Source organism: Euhalothece natronophila Z-M001, assembly GCF_007904085.1.
Taxonomy (GTDB): Bacteria; Cyanobacteriota; Cyanobacteriia; order Cyanobacteriales; family Rubidibacteraceae; genus Halothece; species Halothece natronophila.
The window spans coordinates 2,215,555-2,233,007 of the sequence record NZ_CP042326.1; the positions used below are offsets into that span (position 1 = coordinate 2,215,555).

The window sequence follows — 17,453 nt, forward strand, 5'->3', positions numbered from 1 at the left end:
AATCCCAAAAAATCTTCTGGAATCACGTAGTTGATAAAAAGCAGCTCAAAAACTTAATTCATTGGGCATTTATTCATTATGGTAGTGCCAGATGCGCTGCTATGGCGGATGCGGTGAAAGATATGGGTTTTCACTATGCGACCCAAGCCGGTGTTTCCATTAGTGTCGAAGATTTACAAGTCCCGCCGAGTAAAGCCTCCCTCCTTGAAGATGCCGAAAAAACAATCACGGAAACTGAGCAACGCTATCGCACTGGAAAAATTACAGAGGTAGAGCGCTTTCAGAAAGTAATTGACACTTGGAATGGCACATCAGAAGCGTTAAAAGATGAGGTAGTGAGAAATTTCCAAGTTACTGATCCTTTAAACTCAGTTTATATGATGTCCCAATCGGGGGCAAGAGGGAACTTATCCCAAGTGCGTCAGCTAGTAGGAATGCGTGGTTTAATGGCTGATCCTCAAGGGGAAATTATTGACCTGCCCATTAAAACGAATTTTCGAGAAGGATTAACGGTCACTGAGTATATTATCTCTTCTTATGGAGCCCGGAAGGGATTAGTTGATACGGCTCTAAGAACTGCTGACTCAGGCTATTTAACCCGTCGTTTGGTGGATGTTGCCCAAGATGTAATTGTTCGAGAAGAAGATTGTGGTACCCAGCGAGGGATTACTCTCACCAGTATGACTGATGGGGAACGGACGTTAATTCCTCTAGAAGAACGCTTATTTGGTCGCGCCTTAGCTGAAGATGTAATTGATCCTGAGACAGGGGAAGTCATCGCTGAGCGCAATCAGGAAGTGGATCAGCCCTTAGCGAAGAAAATTGCAGGGAAAGTTAAAGAGGTTTATGTCAGATCGCCGTTGACCTGTGAGGCAGCGCGATCGGTGTGTCAGCATTGCTATGGTTGGAGTTTAGCCCATGGTCGCCCTGTGGATAAGGGAGAAGCAGTGGGCATTATTGCAGCCCAGTCTATTGGTGAACCTGGAACCCAGTTAACAATGCGGACGTTCCACACTGGAGGGGTATTTACAGGAGATATTGCTCAACAGGTAACTGCCCCAGGAGAAGGGAAAGTGACGATTCCCAAAAAGCTACGGACTCGAAAAAAACGTACTCGTCATGGGGAAGAACGAGAACAAGTGGAAGTCGCTGGGGAAATTTCGATCAAACTGGCAAATGGAGAACAAGAGACGATTCCTGTTACTCCAGGCTCCTTGTTAATGGTCGAAAATGGCGAAAAAGTACATTCAGGACAATTAGTGGTAGAAGTAGCAACCCCGAAAAAACGCTCTACCGAAAAGGCAACCAAGGATGTTTCTTCCGACTTGGCAGGGGAAGTCCTTTTCCAAGACTTAGTGCCAGAAGAAAAAGTAGATCGCCAGGGAAATACGACTCGCACTGCACAGCAGGCTGGTTTACTCTGGGTGCTTTCGGGAGAGGTTTATAACTTACTCCCAGGAGCAGAACCTGTTGCACAAAATGGGGCTTCTGTCAAGCCAGGGGATATTCTTGCGGAAACCAAAATTGCCACGAATAAAGGTGGTGTAGTTCGCTTGGGTAGTGGCAAGCGGGAAATTGAAATTATTACTGCTTCGGTACAGCTGGATCAGGCGCAAATTCGCCGTTCTAGCATGGGAAGTGGTGAACAGTATGTGATTTATGCAGCCAATGATCAACGCTTTGTTCTTAAAGCAACTCCTGGCAGTAAAGTTCGTCATGGTGATGTTATCGCCGAGTTAATGGATGAGACTTACCACACTGATACCGGTGGTATTGTGAAGTATGCCGGTGTAGAAGTAGAAAAACGTGGGAAGGCAAAAAATGGGTATGAAGTCACTAAAGGCGGAACGCTGCTCTGGATACCAGAAGAATGTCATGAAATTAATAAAGATATTTCTCTGTTAATGGTTGAGGAGGGCGAGTACGTAGAAGCCGGAGCAGAAATTGTGAAGGATATGTACTGTCAATCCTCAGGTGTGGTAGAGGTTGTCCAGAAAAATGACATTCTGCGCGAGATTGTAATTAAGTCTGGGGAAATTCATCTCAGTGAGCAAGAGCCTACTTGTGGATCGGATCAATTGGTTCATCCAGGGGAAGAAATTATGCCAGGCTTGACTGCTGATGAACTGCGTTATGTGCAGTATGTGGAAACTCCTGAAGGCAATGCCGTTCTATTGCGCCCCGTTATAGAATATACAATTCCTGATGATCCTGATATTCCGTCTCAAGCCTCAATGAATGAGTCTGGGGATGTCCAAATTGAGTTGAAGGCTTCGCAACGTTTGTTTTATAAAGATGGGGAGCGAGTGAAGTCGGTTAATGGCTTGGAGTTAATGCGTACTCAGCTAGTTCTCAATATTGATGATGGAGAAGAAGTGCCGAGTAAAGACGCGCTACCGATGAGTGTTGATATTGAGTTAGTGGAGAGTGAGGATGATCCTGAGGCTTATTCTTTACAAATGGTCATCTTAGAATCCCTTGCGATTCGTCGTGAAAATAAAGGGGATGCTTTTAGTGGCAGTCCACAAACTCGGATTTTGGTTGAAGACGGACAGGAAATCCCGAAAGGGGAAGTGGTAGCTCGCACGGAAATTCGCTGTCGAGAGGCTGGAGAAGTTCGTGGCATTCGTGAAGGAGCTGAGGCAGTTCGTCGAATCTTAGTGGTTCGAGATGCTGATTTAACTTCAATTCCTATTTCTGGTGAAGCTAAGGTTGCTGTTGGAGATTTGGTTGTGGCTGAAAGCGCGATCGCGCCGAATGTGACTACCCCAGAATCAGGACAAGTAGTAGAGGTTAAAGATGATGCTGTTGTCTTACGCAATGCCCGTCCTTATCGAGTATCTTCAGGGGCAGTGCTTCATGTGGAAAATGGCAGTTTAGTGCAACGGGGCGATAATCTTGTCTTGCTAATTTATGAACGGTCAAAAACTGGCGACATTATCCAAGGTTTGCCAAGAATTGAAGAGTTATTAGAAGCTCGTAAACCCCGTGAAGCGTGTGTTCTTGCTCACCGTGCAGGAACAGCACAAGTGGAATATAAAGATGATGAAACCGTTGATGTGAAAATTGTTGAAGCCGATGGGGTGATCGCTGATTATCCCATTGGTGCCGGGCAAAACTTGCTCATTAGTGATGGACAATGGGTAGAGGCAGGAATGCCTTTAACTGATGGACCAGCCAAGCCTGATGAAATTCTGGAAGTGTTCTTTGATCATTATCTAGAAGAGAAAGGAATGTATGAAGCTGCAATGTTGAGTTTGCAGAAAGTACAGCAGTTCTTGGTGGATGAAGTCCAAGGGGTTTATCAGTCACAAGGAATTGACATTGCTGATAAGCACATTGAGGTTATTGTCCGTCAAATGACCTCGAAAGTAAAAGTAGAGGATGGTGGCGAGACAATTCGCTTACCTGGGGAATTAGCAGAGTTGCGAGATGTCCATAAAGAAAATGAAACCATGGCAATTGTTGGTGGCGCACCAGTGCAATATCGCCCGACATTGTTAGGGATTACCAAGGCATCTCTTAATACGGATAGCTTTATCAGTGCTGCTAGTTTCCAAGAAACTACTCGTGTCTTAACTGAAGCCGCCATTGAAGGAAAATCCGATTATCTTCGTGGCTTGAAGGAAAATGTCATTATCGGGCGTTTAATTCCAGCTGGTACTGGTTTCAGTGTCCATGAAGACTCTTTAGGACCTTCTTTCATTGAAGAGGAGCCTGATTCAACGCCAAAAACCATTTATCCCCTTCCTGCTGAGGTTCAGGTGAATAACAATGGTGATTTGGTTGATGACCAAACCGCTCGCAATTACAACTTAGCGGATGAGGATTTATCTGGAGTAGTTGATCAGGAAGTGGACTTAGACAACGAAGAATAAGGAAACTACCCAAAGCCGTCTCTGACTGAGCTTTGGGTTTTCTCTACAAGGGAATTGAATATAGTGATTCCAAATTAAAAACAGCAACTTAAAAGTAGTGGGAGCACCTGCTCCCTAGTAGCAGCCAAGATGGCTGCACTACGGAACTGAATTGGAACGACTATATTTGTTAGCCATTGCAGTGGGAGAGCGTCAATCGTTGACAAAGCTATAAATCGTCTGCGGTGTCAAGTGGTTACAAACAGAAGAAGGATTTTTTCCATTGGGATGGGGTTCTCGATTGAGTTTAACTTGTAATCCAGTCATGGGATCATCCCCAGGAGACACTAAAAATTCTAACCGTTTGACTTCTTCCCAACTGATAATATCATCTAAAATTTTACTGAGGGCAATGACGTAGGGGTGATTGGGGTGAGTGTACCAATCTGGCTTCGCAACATTAGCTTGGTCAAAGCCAAAATGGACTGTTAGATCAGGGGTTCCAAAAAGCGCGATCGCGACAGGACGGGCTTCCTCTTGTACTAAAAGATGATAATCATTAGCTAACTCTCTTAACCGTTCTAAACGACGATAGCGATCTGTGACTGAGGGCAAATTATCTCGCCAATCAATAGCAACACTGGCTAAATAAGTTTGTAACAGCATATGACCCAGTTTTTTGGCTTTGGTTGCCAAATAAACCGAGTTATGGTCAGTGGCTTCAATTAACAGTGGAACGCGCTCTACTACTTCTAACCCATAGCCTTTTAAGCCTGCAATTTTCCGTGGGTTATTGGTAATGAGGCGAATCTGTTTAACACCCAAATCATTGAGCATTTGCGCGCCCATACCATAGTCGCGGAGATCAGCAGGGAAGCCTAACTTTTCATTAGCCTCTACCGTATCCAAGCCCATATCTTGGAGAGAATAGGCTTTTAATTTATTCACTAAACCAATGCCACGTCCTTCTTGACGTAAATAGACGACAACCCCTCGCCCGGCATTTTCAATCATTTTTAGGGCAGCTTGTAGTTGCATCCGACAGTCACAACGCATTGACCCCAAGGCATCCCCAGTTAAGCATTCTGAGTGCATTCGCACCATAACGGGTTCCTCGGTAAAGGTATCGGGATCCCCCTTAACAATTGCAATATGTTCAGTGTCATCTAGCTGATTACGATAAGCGTAAATTTGAAAATCCCCAAACTGGGTGGGTAACTTACAAATAGTTTCTCTATACACAAAGCGATCGTGCTGTAAACGGTAACTAATTAAATCAGCAATACTGATTAATTTCAGGTTATGCCGTTTGGCATATTCCCCTAACTCTGGTAAACGTGCCATTGTCCCATCAGGGTTTTGAATTTCACAAATTACTCCTGCTGGGGTTAATGCTGATAAGCGACAAAGATCTACAGCCGCTTCAGTGTGTCCGGCGCGTTTTAACACCCCTCCTTCCTTAGCACGGATGGGGAAAACATGACCAGGGCGGGTTAAATCTTCTGGGGAAGAGGTGGGGTTAATGGCAATTTGAATCGTGCGAGCGCGATCTTCGGCAGAAATACCTGTAGTTGTGCCTAAATGCTTAGCAGCGTCAATGCTAACTGTGAAGGCAGTTTGGTTACTATCAGTGTTATTCCTCACCATTAAGGGCAACTCAAGCACATCAAGACGCTCTCCGGTCATAGCTAAACAAATTAGCCCTCGCGCTTCCACTGCCATAAAATTAATCATTGCCGGCGTTGCAAATTGAGCGGCACAGATTAAATCCCCCTCATTTTCGCGATTTTCGTCATCTACGACGATTATTGGGCGACCGGAACGGAAGGCTTCCAGTGCTTCTTCTATGGGGTCAAATTTAATGGGATAGGTTGTTTGCGAATCCACTATCAAGGGTTAAACGCTGTTTGATGTAAACTTTTTTAACAGTTCTCAGTTCTGATTGTATCCTGTTTAGCAGCGCGATCGCTATGGAAAGGTTAATTATCTTTATTGTGTCGGGCGAAATTGCTTTGCTACCAACTTAACTAAGGCTTCTCTGGGTAAAAAGCGCGGAATATTGGTAATTACGTGATTCCCTAACCCTCCTGTAACCACATTCGTTTGTTTTTCTTCAAAGGCTTTGAGCCCTTCTTTAGCCACCTCTTCTGGGGTCGCTGATGATCCAGAGCTATTACTAGAAAAGCCAGCCCGTTCAAAAAAGGCAGTTTCCGTTGGGCCAGGAGAGACACAAGTAACCGTAATTCCAGCCTCTTGATTTTCTGCCCACAGGGCTTCACTAAAGTTAAGAACAAAGGCTTTAGTCGCGCCATATACAGACATATAGGGAATTGGTTGAAAGCCAGCAATGGAAGAAATATTAATAATCCCACCATTTCCCTGTTCTCGCATCGGGCTAAGAAAGAGATGAGTTAATGCCACAAGCGCAGTAATATTTAATTGAATCATCTCTAGTTGTTTCTCTAGAGAACTGTCCGCAAATACGCCATAATCGCCAAACCCAGCATTATTGATCAGTAAATCAATGTGGATTCCCTGATGATTAACGGTATCAAAAACCGTTTGTGCGGCGTTATTAGCCGTTAAGTCTTGAACGATTATCTCTGTATTAATAGCATGACTCTCTTGCAGTTGCTTAGCTAGTGTTTCTAATTTTGCTTGCGAGCGAGCAACTAAGACAAGATTATAGTTACGGCTGGCTAATTCTTGGGCAAAGGCAGTTCCAATACCTGATGAAGCCCCTGTGATCAGAGCTGTTTTCATAATCAAGGATTTTTTGTAAACTTTATTTAAGTTTATCTTAACAAGCTTACAATTCTATGTAGCCCCCAAGAGAGAATCATGAGTGAGCTACTCCCGTTAAATCGAAGATTCTAACGGGAGCTTCCTACCCAATCGGTTGCTTTTCTAATCGTAGGAAAAGAGAAGTCTTACACCAAGGCGATAGGCGAACAGTCCGGCTCCCGAGCTTTATAGATAATTGGATGGAAGAGAATCAAAAATTCTTTTATATCTTGGCTTGGTTTTCGCCGAAAAAAGTTCCCCATCTGAAACTTTTTCCATGATAGCACGACTGTTCTCATTCATCTCACCGACAAATAAAAGATTCTGTCGGGAGACTTCTGAGAACGGATAGTTAAAGCCAACTTTCCGCTTCTTGGATTCCTAGCCCTTCTCGGATAATTTCGGGTTCTTTTCCTGTGAGGTCAATAATAGTTGACACCTCAGTTTGTAAATTGGGATATCCATCATCGAGAATAATATCCACCAACTTATCTAAAGAATCAAATAAACGAGCCTTTTCATAGTCAAAAGTGGATAATTGTCCATTATTATCACCAAAATAAGCAGAAGTGGAAATAATCGGATTACCCAGCGTCTTTAAGAGAGACTGACAAAGGGGATTATCGGGAACACGGATACCTGTTGTTTTCCGTTTCGGATTCATCACTAAACGAGGAACAGCTTTTGTTGCTGGTAACAAGAATGTATAAGTTCCTGGAATTAACCGCTTCATCAACCGATAAGCATTATCGTTAACAAGGGCATAATCAGCAATATTTGAAAGAGAAGAACATAAGAAGGTTAAAGGCTTTTCATTACTTAGCCGTTTGAGGGAACGCACCCTTTCCACTGCTGATTTTACACTCAAGTCACAGCCGATCGCGTAAACTGTATCTGTGGGATATAGCATAATCGCCCCATTTTGCAACTCTTGAGCAACCGTCTCTAAAATGCGCTCTTGAGGGTTTTCAGGATGAATAGAATAAACAGTAGCCATGACAAAGGTTGTATATTTCGACTGTCCAACAGGAATTGCTGGAGATATGTGTTTAGGGGCTTTAGTGGACGCTGGTGTCCCTTTGGATTATCTCATATCTGAGCTTCAACAATTAGGACTTCCTGAGCAATACCAATTATCTTCTCAACCTTTTACCCATAATGGACAAGTTGCGACCAAAGTTAACGTTAATCTCCCTGAAATTACCCCTCCCTCTCGACATCTTCAGGATCTTGAAACTCTAATTGAAAAAGCCATCCTACCCTCGCAAGTAAAAACATGGAGTTTAGAGGTATTTCAACAACTAGCAAAAGCTGAAGCCGCCGTGCATGGGGTTTCTCCTCAGGAAGTCCATTTTCATGAAGTAGGAGCAACCGATGCCATTATTGATATTGTGGGCACTTGTTTGGGCTTAAACTGGCTAGGAGTAGAAACAATTTCTTGTTCAGCGTTACCCAGTGGTGGAGGAACAGTCAAGGCGACTCATGGAGAGTTACCGGTTCCGGTTCCAGCAGTGGTAAATTTGTGGCAATCACGAAATATTCCTATTTATAGTAATGGCATTAATAAAGAATTAGTCACCCCCACAGGAGCGGCTTTAATGGTTACTCTTGCCAATAGCTTTGGGGCATTTCCAAGGATGACAGTGAAACAGGTGGGACTTGGAGCGGGAAATGCGAGCTTACCTCTCCCTAATATTTTACGTCTTTGGATAGGAGAAACTGAAGCCAACGAAGATTTAGAAACAGTTGCGGTATTAGAAACTCAAATTGATGATCTTTCGCCACAAGTTTTAGCTTACTGCCAAGAATTACTCTTTAGCGCTGGAGCGTTAGATGTGTTTACGCAGCCAATTAATATGAAAAAGTCCCGCTTAGGAACCTTAGTGACGGTGATTTGCCCTTTAGATCAAATTTCAGCTTGTGAAACCGTTTTATTTCGAGAAACAACTACCTTAGGGATTCGTCGCCAATTTCAACAGCGTAGGGCTCTTCAACGGGAAATGCAGAACATTCAAACGCCTTTAGGAGTTATACGAGTGAAAGTTGCATTTTTGGAAGATAAAGTTATTAATATACAACCTGAATACGAAGACTGTGTCACAATTGCTCAACGAGAAGAAATCCCCTTACGAGAGATACAAGAAATGATAATTCCTATAGCCTTTTCGTTGAATAATAAATCTTACCAGTGAGCCAACAACAAATCACAAACAACAGGTAATAAAGAATCTGCCTAAAGACTCACTTCATTATTTCTTAATCCCGTCACCCTATTATGGGATTTCACGATTTCTCCAGAACGCTGGTAAGATAATAAATGTTTACAAATTCTAATTGTTCTCAAATAATTACCTAATTCACAATAGTTTATGATTGATTTACCTAGTCTCTCCATTGACCCCATGGGAATCCGTTATGGAGCTAGTAAGTTATTCCAAATTCTCGTTCCTTTAACCAGTTATATGGTGTTACGGGATTTATTTTTAAAGAAATTGGTATTGCGAGAAGCCATTGTTGCTAAAATTGATCAAATTCTTCCTAAAAATGAGTTTTTTGAGCAATTTCGCGCTGATTTACCGAAAATTTTTGACCAAACCGTGGGCTTCCTTTCTTGGAAGGTGGGATGTGACTTAGGATTCTTTTTAATTGTCACTGGCTTAGGGCCGTGGGAAAGAGCCTTTACTTGGTCAGGGTTGCTTCCCTATACCCTTGCTCAATACTTTGTCTATTTTCTCATTGGACGGCGAATGTTAGTGGATGGGCAATTAAACCCCTTTAGTGCTAACTCTGCCTCTCAAGAAACTCCTGATCCTCGTCCCTGGTGGAAAAAGCTACTCTCGAAATATCTTCATGAAGACTTGAATACCACTAATGAGCACGTACCAATGCGACAAGTGTTTCTAAAGCCTTTTGTGGATTATGGGGGCTTAGTTTTAAGTTGGTCGCTTTATAATGTGGGAATTTTCTTTTTTCAGTCTGGGGAAATGAACCTAGCACCAGTGGTGCAATTTGCTTTTTTCCAGATGTTAACCTTTTACTTGGTTAATACTTATGGCTACGTGATTGGTTATAACATTGGAGAATTAATTGATTCAGGCATTTCTGCTTTAGAAGAACGATTTTCTGGTTGGAAGCGACAGCAAGCCCGTTTACTCAATGGCTCTTCTCAACAAAAACGTGGACTATTCTTAAAATTTTATGAATTAACTGAACAGATTAAATCAGGTTGGCAAAATGTTAAGTATGCCTATTTGTGGCAGTTACAAGTTTTCTTAGGTCAATATGGAATTGGTCGAAAATGGGTATTAACCACTGTGGGTGGCGTTTTTGCTGTGGTTTTAATAGCTCCCAGTTTTTCTGATGTCATGTTTAATGTTGGGGGAAATGTGAGCGATTTATGGTTTAATCAAATGGGAAAAATTGATGAAGTGCAAGTTGCCCAAATTAAGCCTGCCATGTCTGATTCTATTAATCTCCCTAATTCGGAAGTGGTAATTTCTCGCTTTCCAGAATTTTGGCAGAGCGTCTATATCCCAGAAGCACAATTCGATAATATTGCTCTAGATGAGGGGTCTTCCTCACTCCAAACTATCGAAACAGATACGAAGCGTTAGGAAAGTTATAAGTTATGCAAAGTTGCCGAAGAGGAGTTTTTATCTCTATTCTCGGAGTTTCAGTTTCATTACTGGTTTTATTTACGGTTGCGATTGTTTTTTGGCTGGTTTTATCACTGCTTCCTAGTGACGCGATCGCTGATGAATTGGCTTCTAGAGAGCAATCGCAAACAGTCACTGAGCGACAACATCACAATAGTATCGGGAATTTAGAAAATGATGTTCTTTACTATATTGTGGTGGATCGCTTTTATGATGCCGATCCGAGAAATAATGTTCCTGAGTTTGCTTTTGAAGGAAATTCCTCCAATCCCCAAAAGCAGGGTTATAACGAAATGAATAAACTCCTGCTTCGGCATACTTATGATCCGAGCCATCGCTATATGGGAATGTATTGGGGAGGCGATCTAGAAGGGGTGATTCAACGGTTAGATTATCTCGAAAATTTAGGGGTAACTAAACTGATGCTTTCCCCTATTCAGGACAATTCTAATGGCTTGTTTTATCATCCTGATATTAAGACTTATCTCTATCGGGAGAAAGATGAAACGGTGGAAGATGATTTTTATCGCCATCTTTCCACCCCCTATCACGGCTATTGGACTAAGGATTGGTTTGAAATTGATGAGCATTTTCGCTCTCCTGATGATGAAGGGCGCGATCGTTATCGAGTATTTCGAGAATTACTCAATGAAGCAGGAAAACGTGGTATTGGGGTAATTTTAGATTTAACTATGAATCAAACTGCGCCAGGGCACACTTCTACAGAACCCCCCAATTTAGGGGCTGGTGGCTTTCTGTTTGGAGAGTCTTGGTTTGCAGATAATGGTGATGTGTATCGTCATGGGGAACGAGTGGCGGTGCATTGGGATCCCAAAACAGGAGAACGGGATCCGCAAGGTTGGTTCCATGAACCGAAAATTATTTGGGATTTTGATACGGCTTCTAAGGAACTGATTGAAGAAGGGCAAATTAGTGGCGGAATGCCAGATTTAAATCAAGATGCGCCCCCAGTGAAACGGTATTTATTAGAGGCAGCTAAGTTTTGGTTAACCTTTAATGAGGAAAATTATCCCATTGCTGGTTTTCGTTTAGATGCAGTGAAGCATATTAATGAGCGATTTTGGCAGGAGTTTGAAGATTATGTTCTTTCGATTAATCCTGATGCTGTGTTATTAGGCGAATACTTTGGTGGGGGATATCGCGCTGAAGCAAGTATTGATTTTTTAGAGGCGACAAACCATATCACTCATTATGATTTTAATTTGAGTGAAGCAGCACGGCGGTTTTTTTCGTGCGATCGCGGCTGGGATGGACGCACCTATATCTTGCGAGAAACCACTCTCGGACGTAAAGGAACTTATTATAACTATAATGCCCTTGAGCGGTTCTTACACTGGGTTTTTAATCCTGCTGAAACTTTAGAAATTCCCACTGCATCTCTCGATGCGATTCCCGATGACGAAGCGAAGGGTTGGGTAACGTTTGTGGAAAATCATGATAAGCCTCGCTTAAAAAGCTATTATCCTGATGTGTCTGACGAAGCCTATAAAAGCCTCATTGAGTTTCAATTTACTGCGCGAGGTGTGCCTCTAATTATGTATGGCGCAGAAACAGCATTAGGGATTCCTTACCACCCAGAACATAAAGGATTATTTGGCGTGGGAGGTGATCCCTTTAATCGTCCCATGATGATTTGGCCAGGGCGTGAAGGATGGAAAGAAGATATTTATCAAACGACTAAACGCATGGCGCATTTGCGACAAGATTATCCTGTCTTACGCTATGGCACCACCCGTTATCTCTTTCCTGAAGGCGCAAGTAAGAAAGAAGATATCTTTATGTTACGAGAAGCCTCAGAAGAAGGCTTAAGAGATAATCGTCCACGTGTTCTCTATGCTTATTCTACAGCAGGGGGAGAGTTTTCTATTCCTTTAGAAGATGACCTGAAAACAGGGAAACTAATTGATACTGGAGAGGAAATATCTTTAGAAGGTGGCACCTTAACCGTCAGCTTACAACCTGAAGAATCTCAAGTGTTTGTTTTAAATTAACTGTAAATTATGGATTGGCAACAGAAAGGCTATTTTAATTTTGGGGGACAAGGCCCCCTCTCTCAAGAAACATTAAATACCATTATTGAAGGGTATCAAAAAGTTCAGCAACTGGGCCCCTTTTCACAACGAGTCAATGCTTGGCTAGATGAAGAAACGGCAAAAACACGGCGCGCGATCGCGTCTGAGGTGGGCGCAACGCCAGAAACCATTACTCTTACTGAAAATGTTACTGTCGGCTGTAATATTGCGTTATGGGGCTTAGATTGGCAAGAGGGAGAACATATCCTCCTGACTGATTGTGAACATCCTGGGGTAATTGCTTCTATTAAAGAAATCTGCGATCGGTTTGGGGTTTCTTCTTCTATTTGCCCGATTATGGAAACTCTCAATGAGGGAGATCCAGTGGCGGTTATTGAAAGCTATTTACAAGCCAATACTCGCCTTGTGGTGTTATCTCATTTGCTGTGGAATACGGGACAAGTTTTACCCCTCAAAGAGATTACTTATGCTTGTCATCAACAGGGGGTGCAGGTATTGGTAGATGCGGCGCAGTCAGTGGGATCATTACCCTTAAATTTACCTGAAACCAAGGTTGATTTTTATGCCTTTACGGGACATAAATGGTTATGTGGTCCGGCTGGAGTAGGAGGGTTATATGTATCCCCTCAGAGTTTCCCCACATTACGTCCCACCTTTATTGGCTGGCGTGGTTTAAATTTAGATTCTCACGGAAAGCCTATGAGTTATAAACAGGGGGGAGAAAAATTTGAGGTAGCGACATCTGCTTATCCGCAGTATATGGGCTTAGAAAGCGCGATCGCGCAACATAATCAATGGGGAACACCCCAACAACGGTATGAAAAAATCTGCGAACTGAGTAAAATTTTATGGGAACGCCTTTGTTCTATAGAAGGTGTCCACTGTTTACGCACTTCCCCCCCAGAAGCAGGATTAGTCTCGTTTCAGCTAGAAAATAAGCCTCATAAGCAATTTGTCACTGAATTAGAAAAGGCTGGCTTTCTCTTGCGAACTTTAGCCGATCCTGACTGCATTCGCGCTTGTGTTCATTATTTTACAACTTTAGAAGAAATTGAGGAGTTAGTGAAAACTATTGAGACGCTTAAATAATTAAGCCACAAATGTTTGATTATCATCAGGGTGTAAAATGGGTAGTCCTGCATAGTAATGATCAGTTTTAGGAGTCAGATAATATTTTTGGTTGACATAGTCTTGTAGCCAACGTTCCCAAACCTCTGCTACCCGCGCAATCGCTGCTAACGATAAGCGTTCTTTTAACAATTGATCAATCAAATCGCGAGTTTCTTGAGAAATCAGTTGGCGAGAGGGATTAGGAACAAACTGCCGACCACAAACTTGACAGCGAAAACGCTGTTTTCCGTAATGAGTGTGTCCATTCTTAACAAATCGAGAAGAGTGACATTTAGGGCAATTCATTACTAAATTTCCCAACTTTTTTTAGTTGGTTAAATATTTTATCATTACTATTCACACTACCACTTGTTGCTCTAGACTTAAAAAGACTTCCTCAGCACTTAAGACTAGATCTTCCTCTTCTAAGGGAGGAAAGTCTGATTTAACAAGACGCTTTAATATCTCTAGCGCAACTTTCTGTTGCTCTGTATCAGGCAACTGATCAAAGTTTTTAATAATTTCTTGGGCTAAAGCAGTCATAGATTCTCAGCTAGCTTTTAGCTCAACAATAGCATAGTTGTAGCGCGATCGCGCTTTCCCCTACCCGGTTGCGAAGCATGGGCGGAGCCCAATCGCGCTCTCAGAGGCACATAGAATTGAGGGAAACAGCGATCATCTTGGAAGTGATATGGTTGAGGTAGTGATTTCAGGTTATTTGAGGATTCAGTTGCTCAACAGTTACTAATGAGAATAGAATTTAAGATGAGTAAGGTACAGTAAGAGAAAGTTATGGTTCAAGCAACAGAATATCTTTATGTGGTTCGAGATGATGAAATTTTGCACGGAGAACCAATTATCAAAGGAACTCGTACACCAGTAAGAGCAATCATTGAAACTTGGCGCATGGGGGTAGCGCCAGAGGAAATTCCCAAAGGTATGCCTCATTTAAGTTTAGGACAAGTTTTTGGAGCATTAACTTACTATTGTGATCATCAAGAAGAAATCAATCAATACATTGAGCGTAACTGTATTTCAGATGAACTAATTGATCCGTTAGTGAGAGATTGGTGAGCAATTTTTTGATTAGTTTATACTTAGATGAAGATGTTCACGTTTTAGTAGCGGATTTGCTTCAAGCAAGAGGCTTTGATGTCATTACTGCACGGGATGCAGGACAACTTCAAGCGACTGATGCCGAACAATTAGCTTATGCCATCACTCAAGGAAGAACGCTAGTTACTCATAATCGCACTGATTTTGAAGAGCTTGTGCAAAGTTATTTCAATGCAGGTGAGATGCACTTTGGGGTGATTTTTGCAGTTCGCCGTTCACCACAAGAGATTGCAAAACGATTACTGGTTATTCTCAATCAAGTTACTTCTCAGGAAATGGAAAATCAAGTCCGATACATCTAGTGGAGAATAACGCGATCGCGTTCTCAAATGCTGTAAAATTGATAGGAAGAGCAATTGGGCTAAAAAATAATTGTAAAGCTAAAAGGCTTTTGGCATTTATATCGCAATTTGAATGGTTTCTTGTCGGTGGCTCGTTATTTCAATTTCAATTTCCCTGACTGAGGTGTCTTCTGTAATACGGTTCAACTGCAATAATTCAGGAACTAGAGTTCTTAGCTTTTGTGTTAATGCTTCTAACGTTTTAGCTTCTGTTGCTAAACTTGGAACGCTTTTACTCTCTGCTACCCAGACTTGAGCTTCTTTGTCCCAAAACGCACTAACTTCGTATTTTAATTGGCTCATATTTTTCGCTCATTAGACTACCTTTTAGGATATCAAATCTAAAGATCGCGCTCTCTAAGGTACATAGAATTGAACTAAAGCGCGATCATCAAATCTTGCTCAATACTAAGTGTTTTCTTCTTTGGAATCCATCTCCTTGAACCCTAGTCAGAAGAGTAAAGTATCTTCAACCGACGACAATTGTTTAGCCTAATCGCGCCCTCATCAATCATCAAATTTCAGAAACAAATTCGCTGACAGTTAGCCCTGACGTCCGAATCAAACTACGTAGTGTTCCTTTTGCAACTTCACGATGATCAGGAACGGAAAGTGTGGCTAATTCTCCTTCCTTAACTAAAATGATGTGACTTCCGCTTTGGCGTACTACTTCCCACCCAAAAGACTGAAACACTCGAACCACCTCACGCCCACTAAGTACGGGAAGGGCAGATGCCATTTAAGCAATTACCTCCACTTGCTGAGTCTCTATGGTTAGGGGGAAACCACGTTCAGCACGAACTTGCAAACAAGCAGCGATCGCGTCTTTAATATTCTCTAGGGCTTCTTCTTTAGTTTGACCCTGACTGATACAGCCTGGAATACTCGGACATTCAACAATCCAGATTCCATCTTCATCTTGATCGAGGGTGACATTAAATTTCATATTTCTTCGGTAAGTAAGTTTGTGACTGCTTGAAGACTATAGTTTTTGTATTTCTTGATCATTTTAGCTAATTGTGATTCAAGAGCGCGATCGCGCTTCCTCCCCACTGATCGCACTCTCATAAGAACAGAATTGAGTTAAACATTGATTAGGTTACACCTCTGCCTTGAAACACCTTATTGAGTTTGAGATAAAAACCTATACATCTAACGCAGAAGCTCACCCGCGCGAGGAACGAGCGTCGGGTGCAGCAACTGGTTGGGCCTGTCAGTTCTATTTCTCAACCCGTATCTCAAGAGTCCCCTCCGGAGGTCTCTCCGAAAAGACTATGATGGCGAACTTCTGGTTGAACTCCTTCACTTCGTGCCTTGGAAGCCTCATATCGGGTGAGCGGACCTTGAGAGTAGTAATCCGGACTTCCGGTTCGAAGGTTACAAAGATAGTTGGAAGTTCAACAGCCTTCTGTGCTCCGTCAGACCGTTCCATCACGAGAATGTGGCTGAGGTAATACCAGCGAAAAATGTTCTCATCAGCAAGTCGTTCGGGAACATGATTGTCAGCGAATATATGGAGTCGCAACAATGCCCGTTCTGCGGGTGCGGCTTTCTCGGTTCCGCGGCTACGTCCAGACCAGACCAAGCCAACAGAAGCGCCAAGCATGAAAATGCCGAGTCCAACACCAGTGGGCGAAATCCACGCTGGCAACGACACTTCAAAATATTGGGTGGCACCGAATATCAGCGCCAACCCAATGCCGGCAACCCCAATTCCTCGATCAATCACGTATAAGATCCATTCGTTGTCCCATCACAACGACTGCGCAGCTATTTATTGTACCAACATTTTCTGGATAGTCAATTCCTGTAGGGCAAAAAACAGAAATTTTCCGTATATTTTTGGGTGACAGTTATAATTTCTCGTGATGCTATGCTCTATTCTCATATTATCCAGAAAGATTCTGAATATCGCCCGATGGACAAACCCCCTAAAAAACTCCTTGAACAAGTCCGTGATGTCATTCGTTTGAAGCATTACTCTTAATAAAACAGAAAACTAGCTATTATCAATCATTTATCCGGGATTCATCAATTAATCGTTTTCATCGTTGTCATCGGTTGGTTTTTGTTGAGTCGTTTTTTAAAGTTTCAAGTTTCATCAGTTCAACATTTGGTTAGACTATCCTTTGAAGATAAATTGACAACTTCTCTCTTACTCTGTTGCTTTTGCAAGTCAGCAACGATGGCTTTTAACTCATGATTGATTGAATGACCGAGAGTATTCTTCACGAATTTTATGAATTTCTTCTACAATTTCATCATGTAACATAATTAGCCTCCAAGCAGTTCATTAGGTGTACTGTCTAATCCTTGGGCAAGCACTTAATCCTATCTTAGGGGGAGAAACCTGACTTGTCCTTCCCACTCTCCCTCAAAACTACACTCAGCAAGGAGGATAATTTCTTCAATGGCTAACCTGATCGGTACACGACGACTCACCTCAAATAATCCTGGCATTAATAATCCAGCTTCAACGCGATTATAAGCAAAAGTAATCATTGTCGCAACATCATTGGTGAGAACAACTCGCCC

19 protein-coding genes are annotated in these 17,453 nt (G+C 42.4%); 8 read left to right on the forward strand and 11 right to left on the reverse strand.

What is annotated here, in order from left to right:
* Positions 1-11: 11 nt before the first annotated feature.
* Complete coding sequence (locus FRE64_RS10790; RefSeq protein ID WP_222597910.1) at positions 12-3,878, forward strand: DNA-directed RNA polymerase subunit beta'; 3,867 nt, start codon at positions 12-14, stop codon at positions 3,876-3,878.
* 192 nt (positions 3,879-4,070) lie between these two features.
* Here the strand turns inward: FRE64_RS10790 and ribBA are convergent, their stop codons facing one another.
* The 3 genes from ribBA to FRE64_RS10805 form a co-directional block, all read right to left on the reverse strand.
* Positions 4,071-5,744: a bifunctional 3,4-dihydroxy-2-butanone-4-phosphate synthase/GTP cyclohydrolase II gene (ribBA, locus tag FRE64_RS10795; RefSeq protein ID WP_186708780.1), complete on the reverse strand. Its 1,674-nt coding sequence runs from the start codon at positions 5,742-5,744 to the stop codon at positions 4,071-4,073.
* A 102-nt stretch (positions 5,745-5,846) separates the two neighbouring features.
* Entirely contained in the window at positions 5,847-6,620 is a 774-nt protein-coding gene (locus FRE64_RS10800) for an SDR family NAD(P)-dependent oxidoreductase (RefSeq protein WP_186708782.1), read from the reverse strand.
* 373 nt (positions 6,621-6,993) lie between these two features.
* Positions 6,994-7,638, reverse strand: coding sequence for an L-threonylcarbamoyladenylate synthase (locus FRE64_RS10805; protein ID WP_146296118.1), 645 nt, complete (start codon positions 7,636-7,638; stop codon positions 6,994-6,996).
* Here FRE64_RS10805 and larC point away from each other — a divergent pair.
* The 4 genes from larC (at position 7,637) to FRE64_RS10825 (ending at position 13,440) form a co-directional block, all read left to right on the forward strand.
* Positions 7,637-8,833 carry a nickel pincer cofactor biosynthesis protein LarC gene (gene larC / locus FRE64_RS10810; RefSeq protein WP_146296120.1) on the forward strand — a complete coding sequence of 399 codons (1,197 nt, stop codon included), beginning with the start codon at positions 7,637-7,639 and terminating at the stop codon, positions 8,831-8,833. The two genes, FRE64_RS10805 and larC, sit on opposite strands and share 2 nt — an antisense overlap.
* Before the next feature lie 177 nt (positions 8,834-9,010).
* Positions 9,011-10,255: a hypothetical protein gene (locus tag FRE64_RS10815; protein WP_146296122.1), complete on the forward strand. Its 1,245-nt coding sequence runs from the start codon at positions 9,011-9,013 to the stop codon at positions 10,253-10,255.
* Positions 10,256-10,269: 14 nt separating this feature from the next.
* Positions 10,270-12,309 (forward strand): alpha-amylase family glycosyl hydrolase, encoded by a 2,040-nt coding sequence (locus FRE64_RS10820; RefSeq protein WP_146296124.1) that lies wholly within the window; start codon positions 10,270-10,272, stop codon positions 12,307-12,309.
* Between the two features lie 9 nt (positions 12,310-12,318).
* Complete coding sequence (locus tag FRE64_RS10825) at positions 12,319-13,440, forward strand: aminotransferase class V-fold PLP-dependent enzyme (RefSeq protein WP_146296125.1); 1,122 nt, start codon at positions 12,319-12,321, stop codon at positions 13,438-13,440.
* Here FRE64_RS10825 and FRE64_RS10830 read toward each other — a convergent pair whose 3' ends face one another.
* Positions 13,441-13,767 (reverse strand): IS1/IS1595 family N-terminal zinc-binding domain-containing protein, encoded by a 327-nt coding sequence (locus tag FRE64_RS10830; protein WP_146296127.1) that lies wholly within the window; start codon positions 13,765-13,767, stop codon positions 13,441-13,443.
* Positions 13,768-13,818: 51 nt separating this feature from the next.
* A complete protein-coding gene (locus FRE64_RS10835) occupies positions 13,819-14,004 on the reverse strand; it encodes a hypothetical protein (protein ID WP_146296129.1) in 186 nt (61 codons plus the stop codon).
* Positions 14,005-14,253: 249 nt separating this feature from the next.
* On the opposite strand from FRE64_RS10835, the gene FRE64_RS10840 reads away from it, so the two are divergent.
* Positions 14,254-14,535, forward strand: coding sequence for a DUF433 domain-containing protein (locus FRE64_RS10840; RefSeq protein ID WP_146296131.1), 282 nt, complete (start codon positions 14,254-14,256; stop codon positions 14,533-14,535).
* A gap of 8 nt (positions 14,536-14,543) precedes the next feature.
* Entirely contained in the window at positions 14,544-14,879 is a 336-nt protein-coding gene (locus tag FRE64_RS10845; protein ID WP_246140287.1) for a DUF5615 family PIN-like protein, read from the forward strand.
* Positions 14,880-14,975: 96 nt separating this feature from the next.
* On the opposite strand, the gene FRE64_RS10850 is transcribed toward FRE64_RS10845, so the two are convergent.
* The 5 genes from FRE64_RS10850 to FRE64_RS10865 form a co-directional block, all read right to left on the reverse strand.
* Positions 14,976-15,221, reverse strand: a complete 246-nt coding sequence (locus tag FRE64_RS10850; protein WP_146296135.1) for a DUF1902 domain-containing protein — start codon at positions 15,219-15,221, stop codon at positions 14,976-14,978.
* 211 nt (positions 15,222-15,432) lie between these two features.
* Entirely contained in the window at positions 15,433-15,657 is a 225-nt protein-coding gene (locus tag FRE64_RS10855) for a type II toxin-antitoxin system HicA family toxin (protein WP_015230431.1), read from the reverse strand.
* Positions 15,658-15,864 carry a type II toxin-antitoxin system HicB family antitoxin gene (locus FRE64_RS10860; protein ID WP_146296137.1) on the reverse strand — a complete coding sequence of 69 codons (207 nt, stop codon included), beginning with the start codon at positions 15,862-15,864 and terminating at the stop codon, positions 15,658-15,660.
* Positions 15,861-15,986, reverse strand: coding sequence for a hypothetical protein (locus tag FRE64_RS18100; RefSeq protein ID WP_281286869.1), 126 nt, complete (start codon positions 15,984-15,986; stop codon positions 15,861-15,863). Before FRE64_RS18100 ends, FRE64_RS10860 begins: the two co-directional genes overlap by 4 nt.
* Positions 15,987-16,137: 151 nt before the next feature.
* Complete coding sequence (locus tag FRE64_RS10865) at positions 16,138-16,647, reverse strand: hypothetical protein (RefSeq protein ID WP_146296139.1); 510 nt, start codon at positions 16,645-16,647, stop codon at positions 16,138-16,140.
* Positions 16,648-16,764: 117 nt separating this feature from the next.
* On the opposite strand from FRE64_RS10865, the gene FRE64_RS17495 reads away from it, so the two are divergent.
* A complete protein-coding gene (locus FRE64_RS17495) occupies positions 16,765-16,905 on the forward strand; it encodes a hypothetical protein (RefSeq protein ID WP_186708784.1) in 141 nt (46 codons plus the stop codon).
* 344 nt (positions 16,906-17,249) lie between these two features.
* Here the strand turns inward: FRE64_RS17495 and FRE64_RS17880 are convergent, their stop codons facing one another.
* Positions 17,250-17,420, reverse strand: coding sequence for a hypothetical protein (locus FRE64_RS17880; protein WP_246140288.1), 171 nt, complete (start codon positions 17,418-17,420; stop codon positions 17,250-17,252).
* Positions 17,421-17,453: the final 33 nt, after the last annotated feature.

Excerpts from the sequence above, each read along its gene's own strand:
- FRE64_RS10800 (WP_186708782.1), bottom strand. The coding sequence starts at position 6,620 with ATGAAAACAGCTCTGATCACAGGGGCTTCATCAGGTATTGGAACTGCC.
- larC (WP_146296120.1), top strand. The coding sequence starts at position 7,637 with ATGACAAAGGTTGTATATTTCGACTGTCCAACAGGAATTGCTGGAGAT.
- FRE64_RS10805 (WP_146296118.1), bottom strand. The coding sequence starts at position 7,638 with ATGGCTACTGTTTATTCTATTCATCCTGAAAACCCTCAAGAGCGCATT.
- FRE64_RS10815 (WP_146296122.1), top strand. The coding sequence starts at position 9,011 with ATGATTGATTTACCTAGTCTCTCCATTGACCCCATGGGAATCCGTTAT.
- FRE64_RS10820 (WP_146296124.1), top strand. The coding sequence starts at position 10,270 with ATGCAAAGTTGCCGAAGAGGAGTTTTTATCTCTATTCTCGGAGTTTCA.
- FRE64_RS10825 (WP_146296125.1), top strand. The coding sequence starts at position 12,319 with ATGGATTGGCAACAGAAAGGCTATTTTAATTTTGGGGGACAAGGCCCC.
- FRE64_RS10830 (WP_146296127.1), bottom strand. The coding sequence starts at position 13,767 with ATGAATTGCCCTAAATGTCACTCTTCTCGATTTGTTAAGAATGGACAC.
- FRE64_RS10835 (WP_146296129.1), bottom strand. The coding sequence starts at position 14,004 with ATGACTGCTTTAGCCCAAGAAATTATTAAAAACTTTGATCAGTTGCCT.
- FRE64_RS10840 (WP_146296131.1), top strand. The coding sequence starts at position 14,254 with ATGGTTCAAGCAACAGAATATCTTTATGTGGTTCGAGATGATGAAATT.
- FRE64_RS10850 (WP_146296135.1), bottom strand. The coding sequence starts at position 15,221 with ATGAGCCAATTAAAATACGAAGTTAGTGCGTTTTGGGACAAAGAAGCT.
- FRE64_RS10855 (WP_015230431.1), bottom strand. The coding sequence starts at position 15,657 with ATGGCATCTGCCCTTCCCGTACTTAGTGGGCGTGAGGTGGTTCGAGTG.
- FRE64_RS10860 (WP_146296137.1), bottom strand. The coding sequence starts at position 15,864 with ATGAAATTTAATGTCACCCTCGATCAAGATGAAGATGGAATCTGGATT.
- FRE64_RS18100 (WP_281286869.1), bottom strand. The coding sequence starts at position 15,986 with ATGAGAGTGCGATCAGTGGGGAGGAAGCGCGATCGCGCTCTTGAATCA.
- FRE64_RS17880 (WP_246140288.1), bottom strand. The coding sequence starts at position 17,420 with ATGATTACTTTTGCTTATAATCGCGTTGAAGCTGGATTATTAATGCCA.